The organism is Thiomicrorhabdus aquaedulcis (genome assembly GCF_004001325.1).
Taxonomy (GTDB): Bacteria; Pseudomonadota; Gammaproteobacteria; order Thiomicrospirales; family Thiomicrospiraceae; genus Thiomicrorhabdus; species Thiomicrorhabdus aquaedulcis.
This window is the reverse complement of record NZ_AP018723.1, coordinates 40820-60118: the sequence shown is the minus strand read 5'-3', so window position 1 is coordinate 60118 and position 19299 is coordinate 40820. Positions and strand designations below refer to the sequence as shown.

The 19299-nt window shown below is 42.8% G+C and carries 27 protein-coding genes; 8 read left to right on the top strand and 19 right to left on the bottom strand.

The window, feature by feature from the left end; all coding sequences use genetic code 11:
• Positions 1-3 precede the first annotated feature (3 nt).
• The 6 genes from EP181_RS11550 to EP181_RS11525 are packed head-to-tail and all read left to right on the top strand — an operon-like array spanning position 4 to position 8717.
• Positions 4-1566, top strand: coding sequence for a TraC family protein (locus EP181_RS11550; protein ID WP_127471980.1), 1563 nt, complete (start codon positions 4-6; stop codon positions 1564-1566).
• Positions 1479-2642 (top strand): TraG/VirB4 family ATPase, encoded by a 1164-nt coding sequence (locus EP181_RS12565; RefSeq protein WP_232023598.1) that lies wholly within the window; start codon positions 1479-1481, stop codon positions 2640-2642. Before EP181_RS11550 ends, EP181_RS12565 begins: the two co-directional genes overlap by 88 nt.
• 5 nt (positions 2643-2647) lie before the next feature.
• Entirely contained in the window at positions 2648-3013 is a 366-nt protein-coding gene (locus tag EP181_RS11540; RefSeq protein ID WP_127471978.1) for a hypothetical protein, read from the top strand.
• A gap of 29 nt (positions 3014-3042) precedes the next feature.
• The gene (locus tag EP181_RS11535; protein ID WP_127471977.1) at positions 3043-3864 is read left to right on the top strand and encodes a conjugal transfer protein TraF; all 822 of its coding nucleotides are present in this window, start codon (positions 3043-3045) and stop codon (positions 3862-3864) included.
• Complete coding sequence (locus EP181_RS11530) at positions 3864-5306, top strand: conjugal transfer protein TraH (RefSeq protein ID WP_127471976.1); 1443 nt, start codon at positions 3864-3866, stop codon at positions 5304-5306. The genes EP181_RS11535 and EP181_RS11530 overlap by 1 nt, the downstream gene beginning before the upstream one ends.
• Before the next feature lie 9 nt (positions 5307-5315).
• On the top strand, positions 5316-8717 hold the full coding sequence (locus EP181_RS11525) for a conjugal transfer protein TraG N-terminal domain-containing protein (protein WP_127471975.1): 3402 nt from the start codon (positions 5316-5318) through the stop codon (positions 8715-8717).
• 64 nt (positions 8718-8781) lie between these two features.
• On the opposite strand, the gene EP181_RS11520 is transcribed toward EP181_RS11525, so the two are convergent.
• From EP181_RS11520 to EP181_RS11510, 3 genes are all read right to left on the bottom strand, one after another.
• Positions 8782-9204: a hypothetical protein gene (locus EP181_RS11520; RefSeq protein WP_127471974.1), complete on the bottom strand. Its 423-nt coding sequence runs from the start codon at positions 9202-9204 to the stop codon at positions 8782-8784.
• 5 nt (positions 9205-9209) lie between these two features.
• The gene (locus EP181_RS11515) at positions 9210-9755 is read right to left on the bottom strand and encodes a hypothetical protein (protein WP_127471973.1); all 546 of its coding nucleotides are present in this window, start codon (positions 9753-9755) and stop codon (positions 9210-9212) included.
• Between the two features lie 125 nt (positions 9756-9880).
• The gene (locus EP181_RS11510; RefSeq protein WP_127471972.1) at positions 9881-10846 is read right to left on the bottom strand and encodes a hypothetical protein; all 966 of its coding nucleotides are present in this window, start codon (positions 10844-10846) and stop codon (positions 9881-9883) included.
• A gap of 410 nt (positions 10847-11256) precedes the next feature.
• Between EP181_RS11510 and EP181_RS11505 the strand changes: the two genes are divergently transcribed.
• Together EP181_RS11505 and EP181_RS11500 are read left to right on the top strand one after the other, a co-directional pair.
• On the top strand, positions 11257-11769 hold the full coding sequence (locus EP181_RS11505) for a hypothetical protein (RefSeq protein WP_127471971.1): 513 nt from the start codon (positions 11257-11259) through the stop codon (positions 11767-11769).
• Positions 11766-12770, top strand: coding sequence for a tyrosine-type recombinase/integrase (locus EP181_RS11500; RefSeq protein WP_127471970.1), 1005 nt, complete (start codon positions 11766-11768; stop codon positions 12768-12770). The genes EP181_RS11505 and EP181_RS11500 overlap by 4 nt, the downstream gene beginning before the upstream one ends.
• On the opposite strand, the gene EP181_RS11495 is transcribed toward EP181_RS11500, so the two are convergent.
• The 16 genes from EP181_RS11495 to EP181_RS11445 form a co-directional block, all read right to left on the bottom strand.
• A complete protein-coding gene (locus EP181_RS11495) occupies positions 12767-13300 on the bottom strand; it encodes a hypothetical protein (protein ID WP_127471969.1) in 534 nt (177 codons plus the stop codon). The genes EP181_RS11500 and EP181_RS11495 overlap by 4 nt on opposite strands.
• A gap of 112 nt (positions 13301-13412) precedes the next feature.
• Positions 13413-13583, bottom strand: coding sequence for a hypothetical protein (locus EP181_RS11960; RefSeq protein ID WP_172959783.1), 171 nt, complete (start codon positions 13581-13583; stop codon positions 13413-13415).
• On the bottom strand, positions 13580-13828 hold the full coding sequence (locus EP181_RS11490) for a hypothetical protein (protein ID WP_127471968.1): 249 nt from the start codon (positions 13826-13828) through the stop codon (positions 13580-13582). The genes EP181_RS11960 and EP181_RS11490 overlap by 4 nt, the downstream gene beginning before the upstream one ends.
• Positions 13829-13852: 24 nt before the next feature.
• The gene (locus tag EP181_RS11485; RefSeq protein WP_127471967.1) at positions 13853-14584 is read right to left on the bottom strand and encodes a hypothetical protein; all 732 of its coding nucleotides are present in this window, start codon (positions 14582-14584) and stop codon (positions 13853-13855) included.
• Positions 14585-14695: 111 nt separating this feature from the next.
• Positions 14696-14884, bottom strand: coding sequence for a hypothetical protein (locus EP181_RS11480; RefSeq protein ID WP_127471966.1), 189 nt, complete (start codon positions 14882-14884; stop codon positions 14696-14698).
• Positions 14885-15614: 730 nt separating this feature from the next.
• A complete protein-coding gene (locus EP181_RS11955) occupies positions 15615-15755 on the bottom strand; it encodes a hypothetical protein (protein ID WP_172959782.1) in 141 nt (46 codons plus the stop codon).
• Between the two features lie 229 nt (positions 15756-15984).
• The gene (locus EP181_RS11950; RefSeq protein WP_172959781.1) at positions 15985-16125 is read right to left on the bottom strand and encodes a hypothetical protein; all 141 of its coding nucleotides are present in this window, start codon (positions 16123-16125) and stop codon (positions 15985-15987) included.
• A 13-nt stretch (positions 16126-16138) separates the two neighbouring features.
• Positions 16139-16432, bottom strand: a complete 294-nt coding sequence (locus tag EP181_RS11475) for a hypothetical protein (RefSeq protein ID WP_127471965.1) — start codon at positions 16430-16432, stop codon at positions 16139-16141.
• A 136-nt stretch (positions 16433-16568) separates the two neighbouring features.
• Positions 16569-16769 (bottom strand): hypothetical protein, encoded by a 201-nt coding sequence (locus EP181_RS11470; protein ID WP_127471964.1) that lies wholly within the window; start codon positions 16767-16769, stop codon positions 16569-16571.
• An 87-nt stretch (positions 16770-16856) separates the two neighbouring features.
• Complete coding sequence (locus tag EP181_RS11945; RefSeq protein WP_172959780.1) at positions 16857-16994, bottom strand: hypothetical protein; 138 nt, start codon at positions 16992-16994, stop codon at positions 16857-16859.
• An 18-nt stretch (positions 16995-17012) separates the two neighbouring features.
• Positions 17013-17186, bottom strand: a complete 174-nt coding sequence (locus tag EP181_RS11940; RefSeq protein ID WP_172959779.1) for a hypothetical protein — start codon at positions 17184-17186, stop codon at positions 17013-17015.
• 88 nt (positions 17187-17274) lie between these two features.
• A complete protein-coding gene (locus EP181_RS11465; RefSeq protein ID WP_127471963.1) occupies positions 17275-17568 on the bottom strand; it encodes a hypothetical protein in 294 nt (97 codons plus the stop codon).
• Positions 17569-17577: 9 nt separating this feature from the next.
• A complete protein-coding gene (locus EP181_RS11460; RefSeq protein ID WP_127471962.1) occupies positions 17578-18018 on the bottom strand; it encodes a hypothetical protein in 441 nt (146 codons plus the stop codon).
• A 12-nt stretch (positions 18019-18030) separates the two neighbouring features.
• Positions 18031-18396 (bottom strand): hypothetical protein, encoded by a 366-nt coding sequence (locus EP181_RS11455; protein WP_127471961.1) that lies wholly within the window; start codon positions 18394-18396, stop codon positions 18031-18033.
• Between the two features lie 54 nt (positions 18397-18450).
• A complete protein-coding gene (locus tag EP181_RS11450) occupies positions 18451-18876 on the bottom strand; it encodes a transglutaminase-like cysteine peptidase (protein WP_127471960.1) in 426 nt (141 codons plus the stop codon).
• Between the two features lie 83 nt (positions 18877-18959).
• Positions 18960-19292, bottom strand: a complete 333-nt coding sequence (locus tag EP181_RS11445) for a hypothetical protein (protein WP_127471959.1) — start codon at positions 19290-19292, stop codon at positions 18960-18962.
• Between the last annotated feature and the right edge of the window lie 7 nt (positions 19293-19299).

Here is a 19299-nt window from a genome sequence, read left to right as displayed (position 1 = left end):
AAAATGATAGAAAAAGTCGTAGAAATGGCCAAGCAACAAGGCGGGGAGATTTTACAAAGCTTTAAAATCTTACTAGGAGTGGACGAGGATTTAAAAGCTCGCGAAGAGTATAAAAACTCATTTCACACAGACAGCTTTAGCTCACTACTGCCTTACTTGGGATGGCATGATTCGGCTGACCTATTCATTTTAGACGGCGGTGACAGCTTAAGCAAAGAATCAAAATCCACCACTAAAAAAGGTTTTCTTGGTTTTACGCTGGAGGCCAACCCTCAGACCGGTGCTAACGACTCAATGGAAAGCATTTTGCAGTCTTTGTACCTGCAAGCGCCTACAGGGAGTTCGATTAGCATCCACTTGTACGCCTCCTCTGACATTATGCCGCCCTTAAAAGAACTATCAAGAAAGCGTTATAGCGATAGCACGCTAGGCATTAAAAAAGAGTCTCACGAAAAGCGCAATACAAACATTTATCAAACAATGTCGCGCAGAACGATTGACTATTATCTTCATGGGATTGGTAAGTCTCTATTTCCTGACGGCAACAATCTCTTGATAAGAGATTTTAGGCTGATTGTATCGGTTGCAACGCCGTTCAATTACAAGAATGAGGCCGACGTGACAGAAGCCTTGCTTTTACGCGACCAAATCAAATCCACTTTAAACTCTGCTGGGTTTGGCACTTTTGCGTGGAAGCCTAATGATTTAATCAATTTTGTATCGGACTTTCTTGACCACTCAAGAGTGTTTCACCCAGCCAGCAAGCTGTTTAAAAACTATGAACCGCAAGAAAAAATTCGTAAACAAATGGTCTCAAGAGAGCAAGAGTACACCGTTACTAAAAACAATATTTTGTTGCAAAACTCCATGTCAAAAGAAGAAACGGCCATTATTCAGCTATCTGTAGCTCAGTACCCGCGCCACTTCCACTTGGCCGAGACGTCTTCTTTGGTTGGGGATTTTTTCCAAAGCTCACTCGCTTACCCGTGCCCTTTTATGATTACAACGTCCGCCGTGGTGCAAGACTATGACTCGATGCGGACAAGAGCAACACTGAAGACTGCGACCTCTGTTCGTAAAACAGAAGGCTACATGGCCAAGCTTGACCCTCAACTAGGAGAAGAGGCGATGGAGTGGAAGCACGCCCTATCTTCGATTGAAGACGGTGGAACCCTCATCAAGATGGCAACAAACATTACGCTTATCACGAAAAAGAAAGACGCGGCAAAAGCCAAGTCCGATGTAATGGCTATTTGGCGTTCTAAAGGTTTTAGATTAGCGGACGACCGCTATCAACAGCTTGTTTCGTTTTTATCGTCAATGCCAATGGCGCTTACCAGCTCAATGATTGAAGACCTGAATAAAATGCACCGCTTCTCAACTAAGTTTAGCCAGAACGCCGTGTCTTTATCTCCTTGCCTTGCAGAGTGGAAAGGTACGAAAACACCGGTTATGTCGTTTGTCGGGAGACGCGGGCAATTGACCACGTTAGATTTTTTGACAACGAAGCGGGGAACTTTAACTTTGCGATTGTTGGCGCGTCTGGTTCGGGTAAAACATTCGTAACACAGGAGGTTTTACTCTCTTACAGAGCCACTGGCGCAAAGGTATGGGTAATCGACGTAGGACGCGGGTACGAGAATATCTGCCGCCTCATTGATGGTGAATTTATCGAATTTACCGAGAGCGCCAATATCATTGTCAACCCATTCACCCACATACAAGATATTGACGATGAAATGGACATGCTTAAGCCGTTAATTGGCCAAATGATGTCACCTGATATTGAACTCTCTTCATGGGAGAAATCAACGCTTGAGCAAGGGATTACCTGCGTTTACAAGACGCTTGGTAACAAGATGACGCTTACTGACCTGGCCAGCTACTTTTTAACCAATATTGACGGTGTTGAAAACGATAAACGTAAAACGGATTTGGGGGTAATGCTGTTCCCTTGGACAAGAGAAGGTGCTTACGGCAAGTATTTCGACGGTGACGCTAATATCACATTCAAGAACGATTTCACGGTGCTGGAACTAGAAGAACTCAAAAGTAAAAAGCATCTTCAAAGCGTTATCTTGATGATTATGATGTATCGAATTTCTCAAGAAATGTACCTCACTAGAGACCGTAAAAAAGTGGTGTTAATAGACGAGGCCTGGTCACTTATGGGCGGTGGTTCAACCGATGAGTTTATTGAAACTGGTTATCGTCGAGCACGTAAATACGGTGGTGCGTTTGGAACAGCTACTCAGTCTTATGAGGATTACAAAGGCGGCGCAGAAGCGGCTCTAAAAAACGCGGACTGGACACTAACGCTTCGACAAAAAGAAGAGTCTATTGTTGCAATGGAGAAAAACAACACGCTTAACATTGCAAGTGACCCGTTTAAAAAACGCACCATTAAAGACCTGAAAACGGTCTCAGGAATGTTTTCGGAAGTGTTTATCAACTACCCAGACGGCTCAGGCCTGGTGCGTTTTATTGCAGACCCCTTTAAACAGGTACTCTTTTCGTCTAAACAGGAGCATTTTAAGCGTGTTCAAGGCTATAAAGAACAGGGTTATACCATCGTTGAGTCGATTGACCGAACAATGGTCGATTTTAATTTCCCAGTCATTAAACCAATTAAATATGAGTGAACGCGATGAAAAATACTATTAATCCGACAAATACGATACTTACAATTGCCTTAGCATTAGGGTTTGGAATAGCGGGCGGGTTTGCCTACAACGCACTTACCAAAGAAGATGCGCCACGACACAACTACGCTGTTCTTGATATTGAAAAGGCGATTAGCTTCACCACACTAAAACAGCTTGAAGTCGTCACTGACCAAGATGAAGTGAAGCAAATCGTGGCCAAAGGTCGAATGAACATTGAAGACTGGCTCGCAACAAGATTGGAAGCACATTGTGCTGCGCCTTGTGTGGTGTTTAACCGAGCTGACATTGTGTTCGGTGATGCGGTTGACCTAAACAAGCAGTACGAAATTGAAGCGGGTCTTAAATAAGAAACGCAAAAACTTATCTGGATATAACAATGCTAAAACCGCTCTTTGTTTTTACAACTTTATTCTTAGTGGGAGCGGGCGCTCAAGCCAGCACGGATTCGCGGGTAGATTATAAATCGGCGTTCCAGTGCGAAGGCAAAGAAAAGTTTAACTGGTACTGCGAGGAAGAGGTTGCACTGCCTCCTATCATTGAGAAAAAACCCGAACCCGCTCCGCCAAAAGAAGCTCCGCCAGCAGAGGTTAAAGCGCCTGAAATCTCTGAGTTCGCACGCATTCAAGCCAGGCTTCAAGAGTTACTTCAAATCGCTTACGTTAATCCAAGCGAAGAGAATATCTACAACTACATACAGTTTCAAAACGATGTCACCACTAAAGCGGCGGTGTTTGCTGATAACTGGAAGCGTGTTCAATGGGTAAATCCAGAGCTTGATTACTCGCAAAAATTCCCGACGGCACAAATGGCCAAAGCGGTTAATAACCGAACAAACATTCAAAAACAAGATTCTAACCTTGAAAGCTTAAAAGAGCAGGGATACGGCCTCTTCTTTTTTTATCGTAGCGATTGTGATTACTGTCACCAGATGGAGTTCCCAGTCAAACTTCTCGCTGAGAGAAGCAAGATGGATGTTATGTCGATTTCAGTAGACGGCGTTTTAGTGGATAAATTCCCTAACAGTCAAGTCGATACAGGGCAAGCCGCAAATCTTGGCGTGACTCAAACCCCCACTATTATGTTAATCAATACAAAAACCAAAGATATTCAGCCTATTGCTACCGGCTGGGTCTCTGTTCAAGAACTCGAAAAGCGTATTTACGTTCTAACCGCCACCAAGCCTGGAGACAATTTTTGATGAAAACCCCTATTGTAAAACTTAACAAACTTCTCGTTGGGATGGCTCTGGCTATGACGGTTAGCACGTCCGCTCATGCAAGCTTATCAGATATGCAGTCTTTCTTTAATGAAGTGGGCGTGTACGGTAATGCAAGCGGTGCAAACACCTTTCAGGGACAGACGCGTAACTACATAACGGGCGGCAGTTTGACCGTGCGAATTCCTCAAAAAAATTACCAGTTGGCCACGTTTGACCCACCGAGATTGTCTGCGAGTTGCGGCGGGATTGATGCTTTTGCGGGTAGCTTCAGCTTTATCAACTCCGAACAATTAGTACAGATGCTTCAAAACATTGGTAACAACGCGGCGGGAGCCGTTTTCCAGCTTGCAATGGACAGCGTTGCGCCCCAGTTGGGCGCGGTTCTAAAGTATTTTCAGGACATGGCTAATAAAATCAATGCGCTGAACGTGAACTCCTGTGAGGCTGCAAAAGGGATTGTTTTAGCGGGTCAAAATGGCTCACTTCAAAACGGTTTTTTTAACGACATGAAAGAAATGGGGTCGAATGTTCTAGGGGTAGCGCAAGATTGGTCAGGGATAAAAGAGTCTTTTGATAAAGACCCGAAAGAAGTGACGAAAACAAAGGATTCTCTCATTGGGAGTTCATCACCCTTGTCCGAGGATGAGAAGTTTTGGGTAAGTCCTGGCAACCTTTTATGGCGAGCAATGGATAAAGTCACAACAAACGGTGGTGGCTTGTCAAATGATGAGAAGCATATCATCCAGGCTCTTGTTGGTACGGTCATCATCAAAGACGGCAGCGGGGACACGCCCATGCCAGAAGCGGCGCATGAACTCCCCATGTTTCTTAGCCCGCTAGAAGCGTTTATGGGGACAGACCCCAGCAGTCAAGTAGTGCTGCCAATTTACACATGCAGTGATGTACAGACTTGTAAAACGGTGAGCAACACTGGTCAAACAGTCAGAATCAAATCGTTGCGAAACATTATTCACGAGAAAATGCAGAAGACTCAAGAAAAAATTATGAATCGTTCTGGCGGCGTAACGTTAGACGACTATGAGGTGGTCAACATGAGTTTTCTACCCGTATGGACAATGATGGAGTCGGAATACCGTACAGGTGGAGTGCTAGGTACTTTAAATGCGGCAGAAGAAGTTATTGCTCTTGCATACACAGCGGGATTACTAAAAAGAACCCTAAAAAGCGTCCATGTTGCTCTGCAAGCCACAGGTAAAGCCAAAAACGAAGGTATTCAGTTAGCGGTTAAACAGCTTGAAGCAGAGATTTACCGGGTAAATTCAGAAGTTGACAGGGGTATGCAAGAAGCAATGGTTAGGTTCAGTACCTATACGACCGCCAAGCAATCTCTCGAATTTGAAGTTAAAAGCGTGAAAGAGCGTACCGCTCAACAATTATTCGCCATCAATAGAACTCGATAGGAAAAAAAGATGATTTGGGAAATATACTCGTACTGGAACATTCAAGAACTCCGAGGCGTTTTTGAAGCGATTGCCATGATAACCAACACCGATAACTTTTCGACGTTGCTTGGTGCCGCATTGCTTTTTGGTTTAGCGGGCGCTGCGGTGGCTGTGCTTACCGGGGTTCAAGACCTGGTGGCCGGCTTTAGATGGTTTATCGTATCCTTGTTCCTGTACTTTGTATTTTTTGTTCCCAAAGCCGACGTTGCTCTTATTGACAGGACGGGTACAACCGGCGCATCCATTGTGACCAATGTTCCGCTTTCCATTGCGGTCTTTGGCCACGTTACAAGTAAAATAGGAGATTGGTTGACGACTTCGTATGAAACGACGATGCAAGTCATTGTTCCGGCCTATGCACTGGAAGGCGTCGCGTTCCAAAATAACGGATTGCTGTTTGGCGAGAAGGTTTTAATGGAGGCGGAAAACGCCCGAAGCGAAAACATCTCTTTCAGAATGAACATGAGTGGATTTTTTGATAAATGCGTTTTTCCAGAGTTTGACACTGGCCAAATACTTATAAACGATGTGCTAAAAGAGCCTGATATGTGGGCACAATTAAGCAACGTAAACCCCTCACTGTACGTCCAGCTTTATAATGCAAGCGGTGCTCCAGATGGCGCTCCCGTGAACTGTGTGGAGGCGTACACATCCAGACTACCGGCAATGTTAAACAACGCCAGTAATGAAGTGGTTTCCCGACTAGGCAGTAAACTCTATCCAGATAAAGCCACTGCCTTGGCTAATGCAAGCTTGCAATCGGCAATGACCGGCTCTTACGGTTATTACCTTAATGTGTCCGCCAGTGCGACGGACATCATTAAACAGAAAGTTTTATCGAACACATTTTTTGACACAAACGCCAATTCAGGTGTTGTCCTAGCGTCGGCAATGACAGAAGCCGGGGCAAAAATGAATTACGGCGTGCTGTATAACGTGGCACAAAGTGCCATTCCAAAATTACGCAATGTTATTGAGGTTGTGTTGTACGCCGTTTTCCCAATCATCCTTTTGATGATTATTGTTGGCGGTACAAAAGGCCTGGTGGTTGTTAAGTCTTATTTTATTAGTCTACTTTGGATTCAGCTTTGGGCACCGCTTTACGCGGTAATGAATTTCATGGTTAGTTCGTACAACGCGAAAGAACTTGTCGCCAGGGCGGTTGCTGGGAAAGAGCTTAATGCCTGGGATTCTGCCGGGTTACAGCAAAGCATTTTAGGCAGTGCTGATATTGCAGGAATGCTTGCGGTATCTATCCCTATGATTGCTTATGCAATTGTTAAAGGCGGTGAAATGGCGATGACATCTTTTGTAGGTGGAGCGACCAAGCCGTTAGAAAGCAATGCAGGCGCTTCTGCTAGAGAAGTGGCCAATGGAAATCTTTCATTGGGTAATATGTCTATGGATAACAAATCTATTGACAGCATGAGCGCGTTTAAACACGACATGCAACCAAGCGTTAATAATGGCCCGAATGTAAGAATGGATGGAATGGGCAATCAAATTACCACCACGGAAAAAGGAGGGCAGTTCCTTGATACAACGAGAGCACAAAACAGTGGTGCTCCGTTTAACCTTACTTCCGCTGTATCTGAAAGAAATGGCTATTCAGCAGAATATGATAAATCCATAAAAGCCGCGCAGAAATCTTCGACTCAAGCTAATTTTGAGGTCGGGTCGTCTTTCGGGGATGCGGGTCTAATTTCTAAAGCCGCCGGTGGTGGTAAAGAGTGGAATGAAGCCTTTGGAAACAAATACGATAAAGGAACGCAGCAAGCTTTCAGCAAAATGGATGAGATTGCAAAGGGATTGGAAAGAAGCGGGAAGGTCGGTCAAGGAGAGGGTGCGGAACTGGTGGCAGCTCTTGGGGCTAAAGGTGGGATTGGTCTATCTACGGAGGCTGGTTTCTTAGCGCAAGCACAAGCTAATCTTGGAAAAAAATACAGCTCGCAAGCCATTGCAGAAGCTACAGAGGGACTAAAAAGCATTGATAAAAGCAGCCTAAACAACGTCGCAACCATTATGCAACAAACATCTGAAAGTGATAACGTTCAGCAAAAATTAGGCGTAAGCAACGAAGCAAGAACGGAGTTAAAGGCGGGCAGAGAACGTTCAGAAGGCTATAAACAAGCTGAACAAGCCGAACTTGAGAAAGCAGAGTCACACAAAGAGAAAATGACGAAAGCAGAAGAAAAAGTGGTTCAGGCTATGTATGATATGGGTGCTGCAATACCCTTTAGCTCAATGAACGAAGCGGGTAAAAGGTTTGCTTTAGGAGCAGAGGGTTCGGCTTACCTTGCTCAGGCAATGGAAGCAAGAAACAGAGGTGATGCAAACGCTGAAGCCAATCATATGGCTAGGTTTAATACAGCTCACGAGAACTACATGTCACAATACTCAGTCAACCCAACTGGTAAAAATATTGGAGATGTTCCATCTCAAGGAAATGTAGTCGCGGCACACAATGAGAATCAAGAAAAGGTATTAACTGCGAGAGGTGAATATCAAGGACTTGTAAACGCGGGTGGGTTTATTGACACGGTAGGTGGTAAACAAGCAGCTACGGCTGGGGAATTAAAGGCAAATGAGCAATGGGTTGCAGGCCAAAAGCAACTCCATGAAAACGCCACAAATGCTGAATCTAATATAACTACTCGCAAATTAGAGGGTACGCGCCAGGAAATTAAAGATGACAAAAATGTAAAAGACCTAGATAAAACTAGGATTGATGAATATGGAAGTCTCCGTGTTGATTATAGCCAAAACGGTCGAGTGGCTGTTAATGGTGGCGCAAGCATTGTAGATACTTTTAAAAACGTTCCTGGGGCTAGTCGTGCCGCTGAATTTTTAGGCATTAATTCTTTAGCCCAGACTTTTACTGAGGCAGGCAAGGGAGTAATGCAAGTTGTCAATGACCCACACGGGGCTGTTAAAAAGTTTAATGAATTTAGCGACCAACGGGACAGTGCAAACCCTAACCACACCTCACCTGGAGCTGGAATAGCTGGTACGCCTTTTTCTGTCGAAAGCCAAAGAGCAGCCGCACCTTTCAAGGATAACCCACCTGAAATTAGTCGCGTTGATACGAGCGGTGATGTACCAGTTCTACGAGCCGCACCTGCGAGCCAGCCTCAGGCCGTGCAAACTCCGGTAAACAATGCGCCGGTAAATAATGCGCCGGTAAATAATGCAACGACTGATACAGCCGCACCTGCGAGCCAGCCTCAGGCCGTGCAAACTCCGGCAAACAATGCGCCACAAGGCGACTTTAACTTCACTAACCCGTTAAGCACAACCAACAAAAGTAGTGCATCGGTAGAGATACCAAAAATCCCAGTCCGAACCGAAAACAAAAGCACAAAAACTTAAATAAGTAAAAGGCCGCTAACGCGGCCTTTAGAATCTTTACTAATCTTGGATTGGCTGTTCACAGTTAGTCACCCCGCATACTTCGGTTAAACATTCCTTCAATACTGTCAATGTCGCGTTCGCCTAACATAAGATTTTCGTCGCTATAAATCCCTGGTCTTCTTTTTTGACTGTTATTTTTTTGAGAAGAGCCTTGGTTGTTTGTTATATTTTTATTGCTAAAAGCAATCCAGGTTACAATCGCAATATCGACAAGAATCACTATAAAACCCAAAATGGGGTCAATTACATCTTCACTAATTAAAGCGATAATTATTGACACTGATACCGCAAGAAAAGCAAAAAGAATCTCGTTGTGAGGGGTAGACTTAACTTGTTGACCAGATGCAGTAATAGGCTCAACGTAAACTTCTTCATTATCCTTTTTACTAAGGAATTCTGCCCCATCTTCCCAGTCGGAATTAATGATTTTGGATTGGCTGTTCATGACGGTCATTTAAACATGTCGTCATTAAAAACTTTCGTAGAGAGGCTTGAATTAACGGTTGGGTCGTAAATATCATCACCGAAAAAAACTTTTTTTCTGCTACTGCTTGAAGTGCCTCCACTTGCGCCTCCTTTGGGAAAGTAACGCCAATCATTAACCATTAAAATGATAGAAATAACGAACATTAAAAGAATTGAAACTCCCATTTCACCTAAGATAGCAGCAAAAATGACTGACGCCACTCCAGAGATTGCTAAAACTTTTTTATTGCGTGAAAAAAAGCCATCACCTCCAGCATAGGATTGTCCATGCTCTTTGATTATTAAGTGTTCACGGCCTTTGTAGTATTCTTTATCAAGCGGCTCTTCTGAATAATGTGTACGGTTAATAAAAACCTCTTGTTCCTTTGCTGATAAGTGTTTTTTAGTAAACAAGTGTTCGCGACCCTTGTAGTAATTTTGCTCAATAGTGGTTTCTTCATTTAGCTTTTTACTCAAAAACTCCTCCCCGTCTTCCCAGTCGGAATTAATGATTTTGGATTGGCTGTTCACTTAAATTCTCCTCAAGAATAACCCTTACCTCTAATTATACTCATTTTATCATTTAAGTCAATACGCTCTCACAAAGATAACTCGTTGCGTTTTGAATTCTCAACGAGAGTTAATTCAGGTGTTGCTTAAACCTCTTTTTTAGTCAAATAAGAGTTCAGCCTACTGATTTGACTGTTAAGAGAATCGTTTTCGCCTTTTCTACTGGCAACTTCTTCACGCAAATTAATTGTCAGTTCCTCTTGCTTGGCCAACGCGGTCTTCAATGCCTCAATTTCTTTGTCTTTTGACAAAAGCTCACGTTCTGCGGTTTTTTCCAGCGTAGCTATTTGGTTCTGCTTGGAGTCAACGTCCCTAGATAAGCCAACCGCATTGGCCTTGTTGTCCGATAATTGCGTGTTGAGTTCACTTACCTGGTTTAATAATTTTGAATTTGTATCCTCAAGGCTTTTTAGGCTCTCAAGTCTTAAGTCCGCCTGCGCCAGATTACGACGCAACTCCTCGATAATGGTTTGAAGTTCCAATACCTTTTCGGTTAATTGTCGGTATTGCTTTTCAGTTTCAGAAATTTGTGTCTGGTACTTGGTTTGCAGTGTTTCCAGCTCATGCTTATGGTCTTTGCCCTGGCTCTCTAAAGCGTGTTTTTGCGACTGCTTTTCGGACTCGATTCGTTGGTTTAAAGTGCCAATTTCCTTTTCTTTTTGTGTTGCTAGGATTTCAAAATCCTTAGCAAGACGTTCAACTCGTTCAAGCTCTCTCTCCAGCTCCGAATTGTCGGTTCGCAAATCCTCTGAAGATTTTCGAGTACGAGATTCAATGTCCGCTGAAAAACGTGAGATTTCCTGCATGAACGCCTGGGTAAACTCAGAGCTAAACCCCAATCTGTCAAACAGCTCATTTTCCCTGGCCAGTCTTCTATCGTCCCAGCTTCGCTTGTATTTACTTGCCGTGCTTGTACTACTGATGACGTCCGTTCCCACTCTGTCAATTAAAGAGCGTATCGAAAGCTTTTCTTTTCTGGCGTACATTTCATCCAGTGTTTCATCGACAATTCTTTGAATGGCCTCTGGGCTTTTTTCTGGCATGGGTTGCATTAGTTTTTACTCCAGTTTACGTTTGCTGAATTTTAACACCTAAGAAGGCGAAAACAAAGCCGAACACTGTTCGAGCATAAGAACAGTGTTCGTTTAGGATTACTTATTAAAATGTACCTTTTAAAAAGTAATAATGGGTTTAGAATAGGGCATGGCATTTAAACCGGTTATTTTGAGAGGAATAGCTCTGATTTAAGAAATCCTTAATTTAAAGCGTTTTGAGCGCGCTTCATGCATTATCTAAGCAAGTGCATTGGTCGGTGTTCGATAATGCTTTAATGGCCTATTTATGGAGGTCATTTTTTAGCATTTCTCAAAATTAATTGTTAATACTATTTGTACTGCATTTATAGTTTGTATTGTTGGTTTAGTTAATATAGTATTAATAATTATTTTTCAAAAGGTTTCCCATGACTCCTCAAGCGTTAAGACTCCATAATCTCAACGAGATTTTAAAGCGATTTGACAGCACCACTGCTTTGGCGAAGGTGTGCGGTGTTACGGATGCTCATATTAAAAAAATGCGTTTAGTGGGTTACGTTGGTAGTCGAGCCGCAGAGAAAATTGAGCAGGCATTGGGTCTTGAAAAAGGTTGGATGGACACGCATGACCAGGCCTTGATTCATCCGGTCGAAGAGACTCAGGCTGTAACGGCTTCAGTGGCCATTCCGCCTAAAGTGTTGGAGACAGCGCCTTCTGTTCCACAAAAGACAGTCAAGGACACGTTTTCCTTTCCTCAAAAAGACCATGACTTAATTCATGCGTTGTGCGACAAGCTGTTACTGAATGGCGTGCGGGCAAATAAGTCCGAGGTTATTCGCGCCGCCCTTTACTCTCTTAATGCACTTTCCAATGAAGAGATGATTGGGGTTGTTCAATCTTTAGAACGTGTCCAAGTGGGCAGACCGAGGCAAACATTGTGAACCAAGTCATACACGTCACCGAAGCCGAATTAGTTGAGGTTTCTTCACACGATATTGAGTTGTATCAAGCAAAGCGAAATCCTGTTGCGATTTATCTTTTCTCTCTGGAGTCGGCGCTCAGTCGTGCAACGATGCTCAGTTACTTTAAACAAATCGTTCGTATGATAAATGACCTGAAGCCTGGTGAGCCGGTAGATGTATTTTCGTTCCCTTGGGAGAAGATTGACCGCATGGAGCTGCAAACCATTATTGCGAAGCTACGAGGCAATGGCATGGCTCCTGAAACGATTAAAACCTATATGGCAGCGGTACGCGGGGTTTTGGCTGAGGCGTTTGAGCTTAAATTGATTGATGCGGCTCATTTAGAGCGGATTCGCCGCGTTAAGCGTCCTAAAGGGTCTCGTATTTCAAGGGGACGGAGCTTAACAAAACCCGAAGCGTATGAACTTCTTGATTCTTGTAACGAGAATGCAATCGGCATCCGCGACAAAGCAATTTTGTCACTTTTGTTTGCATGTGGGTTACGACGGAGCGAGTTGGCCAAGATAGAATATCGTCATTACAGTGCAAGTAATGGGTCAATTACCATTACGGGTAAAGGCAATAAAGAGCGTGAGGCTTTTCTCACTGAGAGCGCAACTCAAAACCTTGAGGCTTGGCTGAAGGTACGTGGCCATGAAGAAGGCGCTCTGTTTGTGAGAATCAAAAAGGGCGATGTATTAAACAGCCTTACCTTCAACAATGGCACAACACCGGCTCCCAATCTTTTGACCAGCCAGGCGATTTATTACATTTTGAAAAAGAAGCAGCTTGAACTTGGCATGGAGAAGTTTTCGCCTCACGACTTGAGAAGAACCCTTGCAACGACGCTTTTAAGCTTAGGAGAGGACTTAATCACCGTTCGTGATGTTCTGGGTCACTCCAGTATCAACACAACGCAACGGTACGATATGAGAGGCCGTGATAGAGTTAAAACAGCGGTGAATAGAAGCGGGTTTTAATCACCACAAGTATCTCCTTCCGGCAGTGCAGAAGATGTGCCATCCAGCGCCTTATTGAATTGAAGATACGCCAATAATCTTTGCTTTGTGTTGGCTGTTATTGCTTCTATCTCCTGTGCGACTTGGGCGGGCTGTTTTGAATTATTTGCACCGTCAAACTTTGAATATATGCAATTAATTCCGCGAGAAATTTCTCTATCAACCACTTTTACTGCTGGTATATCTGCTACATCTACTACCAAAGCAGTTTGCATTGCTTTGGCAGCTTGCATTGCTGCGGCAAGTTGAATGCTTAACGTGTAGTTGATAGAAAGTATTGATTCAACGTCATCACGAACACCATTTGCATTGGTATCTATGCCAACAAGAGTATTGCTGCGCTCAAGCATTGGTATTGCATTTGATTCCTCCAAAACCACAACTTGCTCTTTTGGTGTCATTGCTGCGTCAGCTTCCGTGCCACGGCCATCCTCACCTACACAGCCTGCGAGAGTCCCCACGATGGATATAACAAAAATTATTTTGACCATTAATATTTCCTTGGTTTAACTTCTTATAATCAATAGCGAACTACTCCCCTTAAGTTAGCAATCTACCGCTTGGGCGCTATCCTTTTCCACCCAAATTTAATACCAGGCCTGGTCATGCGTTCTTTTTTTGATAATGATGGATGGCCGCTTTACGAACGCCAAGCCCGTATTTGGGTTTGTTCAAAATTTCCATAAAAACAGACTCGTCTACACGCTGCTGAATGGCTTCACGAATTATTCTTGGAAGCGAACGGAACGAAATACTCACGTAACTGTAACTCAAAATGGCAACTCCTCTTTTTGTACGCCGAGACCCAGCAAGGCTTCTTGCTTAATTTTGACCTGGCTAATAATCATGTCTTCTAATGCTGGATTTGTTTTCATCTCCTTAAGAACCGCAATAGCAAGTTCGATTAGAAAACCATTGTGCTCTTCTTCTATCCTGGCGGCTTCCTGCTCTTTTGCTTTTTTCAACTCAATACGCACCTTCTTGATGATTTCCTGAGCCTTTCTTTCCTGTTCTTCCAATTTTTTAATTTTTCGCTGGGCATTTTAAAAACTCTGTTGTTGTTTGTTAATGAAAACGGTTACTAAGGAGTACACGCCTGCGTTATTGACTAGGCCAAAATTAATCGTTGACGTTGGATGCTTCCAAACGCTGTAGTTATCGTCTTGGCCATACTTACGCTGCTTATGTTCAATGACTCCTGTTGGGAGCTTAACTCGAACAATATCTGGGTGAGAAATGCGAGCAACTAATGCTTTTAAAGGTTGTTTGACAAACCCAGATTCGACTTCGCTTTTTTCAGTAAATCTTTGTAAAGCGTGATGCGTAATCTCAATAAAACCAATCGCCGGGGACTCTATAAGCAACCTTGTATTTGTGTACTTCTCTACATCAACGACTATTTTCTCAAATTCCAACCCCTCGAAAACAACGTCTTTGCTATGTTTTCTATGCGTTTTGATAGAAACACCCTGTAATAAAAAAGGAATAAACGAAGCGTACTTAATTAATTCTTTTTTAGTCGTCGCATTATTGAGGATTTTCTTAATTGCGCCCTTGGACACTTCAATCTCAATACCGGCTCCGTGCAGAGGCTTAAAACCCAAAACAGCTTTAGCAAAAATAACGTGTTGAATAGCAACCAGTTCAGCAATAATGTCCGAATCCTCTGAATCGTAAGGCATTTCGACTTCAATAACCCCCGCTCTATTTTGGCCGTAAGTCCAAAGAACTTGGGAAGTCCTTAAATCTAATTTCTTTGAATAAGTTCTTAACATGATTTTCTCCTGGTTGGTGAGCAATTGCCCTTGAATAGTTAAGCGTTATTTTATTTGTTTTTATAAATAAGTCAATTAATTTGTGTAAAAAAAGCCCCGAAGGGCTTAGTCTTAAGCTACCCACTCATCACAGAAAAATGGTGATTGCCGCAATCTTGTGATTGCTTCCTGTGTGCTCATACCAAATTTCTTCATCTCCTCAAAACCATCGCGCACCCATTTGGGAGCGTTAGGTTTAATACTTGCGGAGCTGCTTACTTTTGGTTCCAAGCTGATTATTTGAGTGTTTAAAAATTTCACTTTTCTTCTCCTTTAAACGGACATATAGGGACTTGACCGAATGCACTCGCAAGTACATTCGGAGAAGCCCCAATAACTGTCGTTAAAGGAGCGAATGATTAAAAATTAGGAAAGGGATTTTTCCAAATCCTTCTCTTTAGCTTTCTGTTGTCTTATTTCTTCGTTGTTTTGATTGAAGCCCAAATCAATAGGCCACCGATAGCTAAAACAGCGCAAAGAAACGCACCAACTTGAATAGACATGATATATCTCCAATATCTAGTTATTCTTCCATGTTCAATAGGATAAGTATAACACCAATGATAATCACTGTAACAGCTATGATAAAACGTATCATTAGTTCAGGATTCTCAGTTTGGATGGTTATCCCAAGCATGGCTCCAATACCACCGGAACCAACAAAGATTAAACCAACGTCATACAGTAGCTTCCTCCTTGTTTGAAGACTTTTCCTTCTCCAAAAAACGATAAATCGTTCACAGAAAAATAAGCATAGCGGCCATATTGGGATTATGGCTATGTAAATCAATATAAATGTCATCATAGGCAAATACCTCCTTTAAATTTGTTTTGCCAAACTTCGGAGGTATGCCTCCAATGGAGGTGTCATACCTCCATTGGGTTATTTTAAAAACTATTTCATCTTAGGAAAATTGTTAAGTTATTCCATCTAAGACGGATTGGCGATGCCCCTATAACCGTCGTTAAAGGAGCCGTGTTTCAGGATTAATTAAGAAGCGTTTTTAAACGCTTCTAATTGCTTTTCTTCTTTTTCTTTTTCATTAGCTATTTTTAAAAGCCATAAAGCGAACCCAGTAAGGAATCCACCGACCAATAAAACGACCAACGAACCAATTATTAAAGAAGTCATCAAAAATTCCCCTTATTTTTCTCTAACCCCAATATTACCACCACAATAACTTTCGTTAAAGAAGCCGTGTTTCAGGATTAATGACGCTTTCTACTATCTATCTCTTTTTGAATTTGCATTCCTAGCCAATACAGACCGCTTCCAAACGCAAGAGCTACTAATAGCATGATTATAGTGTTCATTTTTTATACAACCTTATTAAGGCTTTCCGCATCATGGGGAAACGTTACTAGCTTCTAAAAACCTTATCCAGGTCTTTAGATTTTTCTTCTTCTGCTTTTTTCTTTTTAGACGCTTCAGTGAGAAACATCGCTACGCCAAAAAGACTAAACGCAAAAACTAAAGCTACCGCTGTTGTGGCATATAACATGATAAATTTACCTTTAATTCTTTTCTATATTTCTGTAAACGATAATAGCACCTAAGAAAATAAATATCAAAGAAACCAATACCCTAAAAACTATTTCATCTTGGGACGATTGTTGCGTTATCCCAGCTAAGACAGAGAAGCCGCCAGCCGAAATGGACACTAATCCTAAATCGTAAGCTAGTTTTCTTGTTGTCGCATAGGGTAGAGCAACTGCAACCAGGAAAACCCTTTGCGCTACCAAAATAAAACTCAATATTAATGGCCATAATACAACCAACGCGACCCAGACTAAAATTACTGTAAACACAGGCAAATACCTCCTTTGTATTTGTTTTGCCAAACTTCGGAGGTATGCCTCCAATGGAGGTGTCATACCTCCATTGGGTTATTTAGGGAGCTTAACGCCTTTCCTTACAGGTTAAGCGTTAATACTTCCTCTTTTTCTACTCACAAACCCAATCCTTATCAAAGAATGGTGACGCTTGCATCGCCTTGAGCGCATCCTGAATGGATACACCCATTAAGACTCTTTCCTTAACGCCATCCCGAAACCAGTTCGGGGCTTTGTCTGAAATGGTTTCAGCGGGAATGTTGAACTTTCCACCATTGTTCATGGTGATGGCTTGCGTTTGTTGAATTTTCATGTTGTTTTCTCCAATAATTATTTTCGAGAAAGCAATCTTCCCGTGGGATGATTTGCTATTCCCACGGTTTTTAAATGTTTTAACAGCTTATTCTTCGTCACTCAAAAAACGAACTTCTTCGCTTTTCAATTGCTCTTCAATGGCTGTTTTTTCGTCTTCCGGTTGAGCAACGCTCATTCCAAACGCTAACGCGCTTGAAAGTATTACCGCTATCAATGTATCCATTTTTATCTCCAGTGTTGGTTAGCGAACAGGGTCTACTTTGATTTGAACCTGGTTCGACTTCAATACATCAATCGGAACCATTCCTAGGCCTGAACGCCATGCTAGTGAAACGCTGGTTGTAATAACCTCACGTTTTTTCTCTTGCATAACACCATTAACAAAAAACGTTACTTTTACATTAAATTTTAACATGATGAACTCTCTTGCCGATTGCGGCTATTAGTGAGGCGCACCCATCCCCAGCGGGGTAGTGATACGCCCCGATTGGGTTTAAAATTTATTAAAATGCAAACAATCCTTCGGATTGAATTTTTATCTCATAGTGAGAATTTGTTTTCGTTTGCTCTATTACCGCGAACGAATTTTCTAAGTCGAACAAGTTACTCCGAATCTTTCTAACAACAGATTCAGCGTCCTTAAACTCCCTATTAATTTCTATCTTTTGGGAGAAATTTCCACAGAGAGCCATTGCTCTTTTTCTTTCTTTGGCGGCGTTTATCGCCTTCCGAAGCTGGTCTCCAATATCAGTGACCGTTTTCATCTTTGCAACGCGCTGTTCATACGATAGAGCCATACAACCCTCCTAAAATGAAAATTGACCGGCTAAATCAAAGACTTTGCCAGTTGGTTTGTAACGTGGAAAGTACATCGTGTATTGCGACGTAACAGGCTCACTGATATGAGTTCTTAAAAACTCAACATTAAAAGCAATGCTCCAATGCTGTAAATCATCAAGCCTTTCTAAGCGTTCTGGATTGTCCTCAAAACAAGCAGAACAAACCTTTAACACTTTTCCCACCACTTCTTTAGTGTCGCAGGCCAAAAGGTCTGCAAACCACGTATTGCTGATAATTCCTCGCACATCCAGAAGAAAGCCGACGCCGACTTCATCCGTCTTGAAGACGTCTCTGTTTGGCTCGAACACCAAAAACGCTGGCATCCAATTAGGGTCATAGGCCAGGCCTATGAAATTCAATCCGCTATCTGGAATTCTTGCTCCATGTGTCATCTCAATAACTCTCATGGTTCAACCTCCCTAGAACGCAAATTGGCCAAAACCGCCAATTGCCCAAGCCTCTTGTTTAGATACGCGAGGGGCGGAGGCACCAATCCAATCATCCGAAGACAATAGGCTTGTGTTGAAATCCTCTTTCTTAAAAATAAGGTTTCGGTTTTTTTTGACTTCAAGCCAGTAGCGTCCAGCACTTATGCCCAACTCTTTGAGCACCTCTGCCCTCGTATAAGGCACGCCTTCAGGCGCGTCATAAAGATACGCCTTTAGCCCGTCTCTTGGTGAGAACATAATGTGGCGACCGTTGTTGCAAACGCCAACAAAAGAGGCTGACGTGCTTTCGTTCTCATTTAAACGGATTGCGAAATCGAAAATCCACTGATTGCTCATGCTTTACTCCTTGAGGAGTGCCGCTCACCCAGAGGTGAATGCACCCCTGGTTGATTAAGAACTAAACCGCTCTACAAACCTTTCGGTCTGAGCGACTATCATTTTTTTGGCTTTAATATTTCCCAAACTTATAGGCACCAAAGGTGCGTTTATGTCTGAAAGATACATTTGGCCATCTATCTGCGCGATTACCGCGATATGTGCCACTCCACCCTTTTTAAAATACACAAGGGCGTGCTCTATTCCACGCTCCTTTAGAAGGTGCGATTTGTAGATAGCGAAGTCTTCACAATCACCAGCGCCATTGGCTAAGAACTCCGCAGGAGTTGCCCAATGGTCTGATTTTCCGTAAAGAGCTTGGTCGGTGGCATAAATAAAGCCCGTATTCACGGAGGCGTGAATATTTTTTAACGCCTCGTAAGATGCAAAAGCGCCTTGAGAAGCGGTGGCTATAAGAACTGCTAAAATTAGCTTTAACATGGGTTAATTCCTCTAAAAAAAGAGGTATTGACCCCCACTAGGGGTATTCAATACCCCTAGTGGTGTAGTTGGTGAAACGGTTATTAGTAAATCCTGTAACCGTATCCTTTGATGTGAGAGCACAGCCCGCGCATGAAGCCAATCCCATTGGGAGTGAATTCTTCACACGATAGATGGCCTTCGTTTAATAGTCTTAATAGATGCCATTTGTCACCGAAGTGACTGTCTGAACACCCTTTAACAACTGCTCTTGAAACAGTGTAACCACTGGAGTCAAGCGCCGTTGTTATCCAGTTAGCCCGTTTATAAGTTACCTGGAATTCGCCGTCGCCCGAGTTAAAATCAGGGTAAAGGCCGTTTTCTTCCAGCATATCTGCTGGAATCTTATTGCGGTTTGGAAGTCTTAATAAACTCATAACCCCT

What these genes read in the sequence shown, in the direction of transcription:
- EP181_RS11550 (WP_127471980.1), top strand. Translation starts at nt 4, where the DNA reads ATGATAGAAAAAGTCGTAGAAATGGCCAAGCAACAAGGCGGGGAGATT.
- EP181_RS11540 (WP_127471978.1), top strand. Translation starts at nt 2,648, where the DNA reads ATGAAAAATACTATTAATCCGACAAATACGATACTTACAATTGCCTTA.
- EP181_RS11535 (WP_127471977.1), top strand. Translation starts at nt 3,043, where the DNA reads ATGCTAAAACCGCTCTTTGTTTTTACAACTTTATTCTTAGTGGGAGCG.
- EP181_RS11530 (WP_127471976.1), top strand. Translation starts at nt 3,864, where the DNA reads ATGAAAACCCCTATTGTAAAACTTAACAAACTTCTCGTTGGGATGGCT.
- EP181_RS11525 (WP_127471975.1), top strand. Translation starts at nt 5,316, where the DNA reads ATGATTTGGGAAATATACTCGTACTGGAACATTCAAGAACTCCGAGGC.
- EP181_RS11520 (WP_127471974.1), bottom strand. Translation starts at nt 9,204, where the DNA reads ATGAACAGCCAATCCAAAATCATTAATTCCGACTGGGAAGATGGGGCA.
- EP181_RS11510 (WP_127471972.1), bottom strand. Translation starts at nt 10,846, where the DNA reads ATGCAACCCATGCCAGAAAAAAGCCCAGAGGCCATTCAAAGAATTGTC.
- EP181_RS11505 (WP_127471971.1), top strand. Translation starts at nt 11,257, where the DNA reads ATGACTCCTCAAGCGTTAAGACTCCATAATCTCAACGAGATTTTAAAG.
- EP181_RS11495 (WP_127471969.1), bottom strand. Translation starts at nt 13,300, where the DNA reads ATGGTCAAAATAATTTTTGTTATATCCATCGTGGGGACTCTCGCAGGC.
- EP181_RS11485 (WP_127471967.1), bottom strand. Translation starts at nt 14,584, where the DNA reads ATGTTAAGAACTTATTCAAAGAAATTAGATTTAAGGACTTCCCAAGTT.
- EP181_RS11955 (WP_172959782.1), bottom strand. Translation starts at nt 15,755, where the DNA reads ATGACTTCTTTAATAATTGGTTCGTTGGTCGTTTTATTGGTCGGTGGA.
- EP181_RS11950 (WP_172959781.1), bottom strand. Translation starts at nt 16,125, where the DNA reads ATGTTATATGCCACAACAGCGGTAGCTTTAGTTTTTGCGTTTAGTCTT.
- EP181_RS11470 (WP_127471964.1), bottom strand. Translation starts at nt 16,769, where the DNA reads ATGAAAATTCAACAAACGCAAGCCATCACCATGAACAATGGTGGAAAG.
- EP181_RS11945 (WP_172959780.1), bottom strand. Translation starts at nt 16,994, where the DNA reads ATGGATACATTGATAGCGGTAATACTTTCAAGCGCGTTAGCGTTTGGA.
- EP181_RS11940 (WP_172959779.1), bottom strand. Translation starts at nt 17,186, where the DNA reads ATGTTAAAATTTAATGTAAAAGTAACGTTTTTTGTTAATGGTGTTATG.
- EP181_RS11465 (WP_127471963.1), bottom strand. Translation starts at nt 17,568, where the DNA reads ATGGCTCTATCGTATGAACAGCGCGTTGCAAAGATGAAAACGGTCACT.
- EP181_RS11460 (WP_127471962.1), bottom strand. Translation starts at nt 18,018, where the DNA reads ATGAGAGTTATTGAGATGACACATGGAGCAAGAATTCCAGATAGCGGA.
- EP181_RS11455 (WP_127471961.1), bottom strand. Translation starts at nt 18,396, where the DNA reads ATGAGCAATCAGTGGATTTTCGATTTCGCAATCCGTTTAAATGAGAAC.
- EP181_RS11450 (WP_127471960.1), bottom strand. Translation starts at nt 18,876, where the DNA reads ATGTTAAAGCTAATTTTAGCAGTTCTTATAGCCACCGCTTCTCAAGGC.
- EP181_RS11445 (WP_127471959.1), bottom strand. Translation starts at nt 19,292, where the DNA reads ATGAGTTTATTAAGACTTCCAAACCGCAATAAGATTCCAGCAGATATG.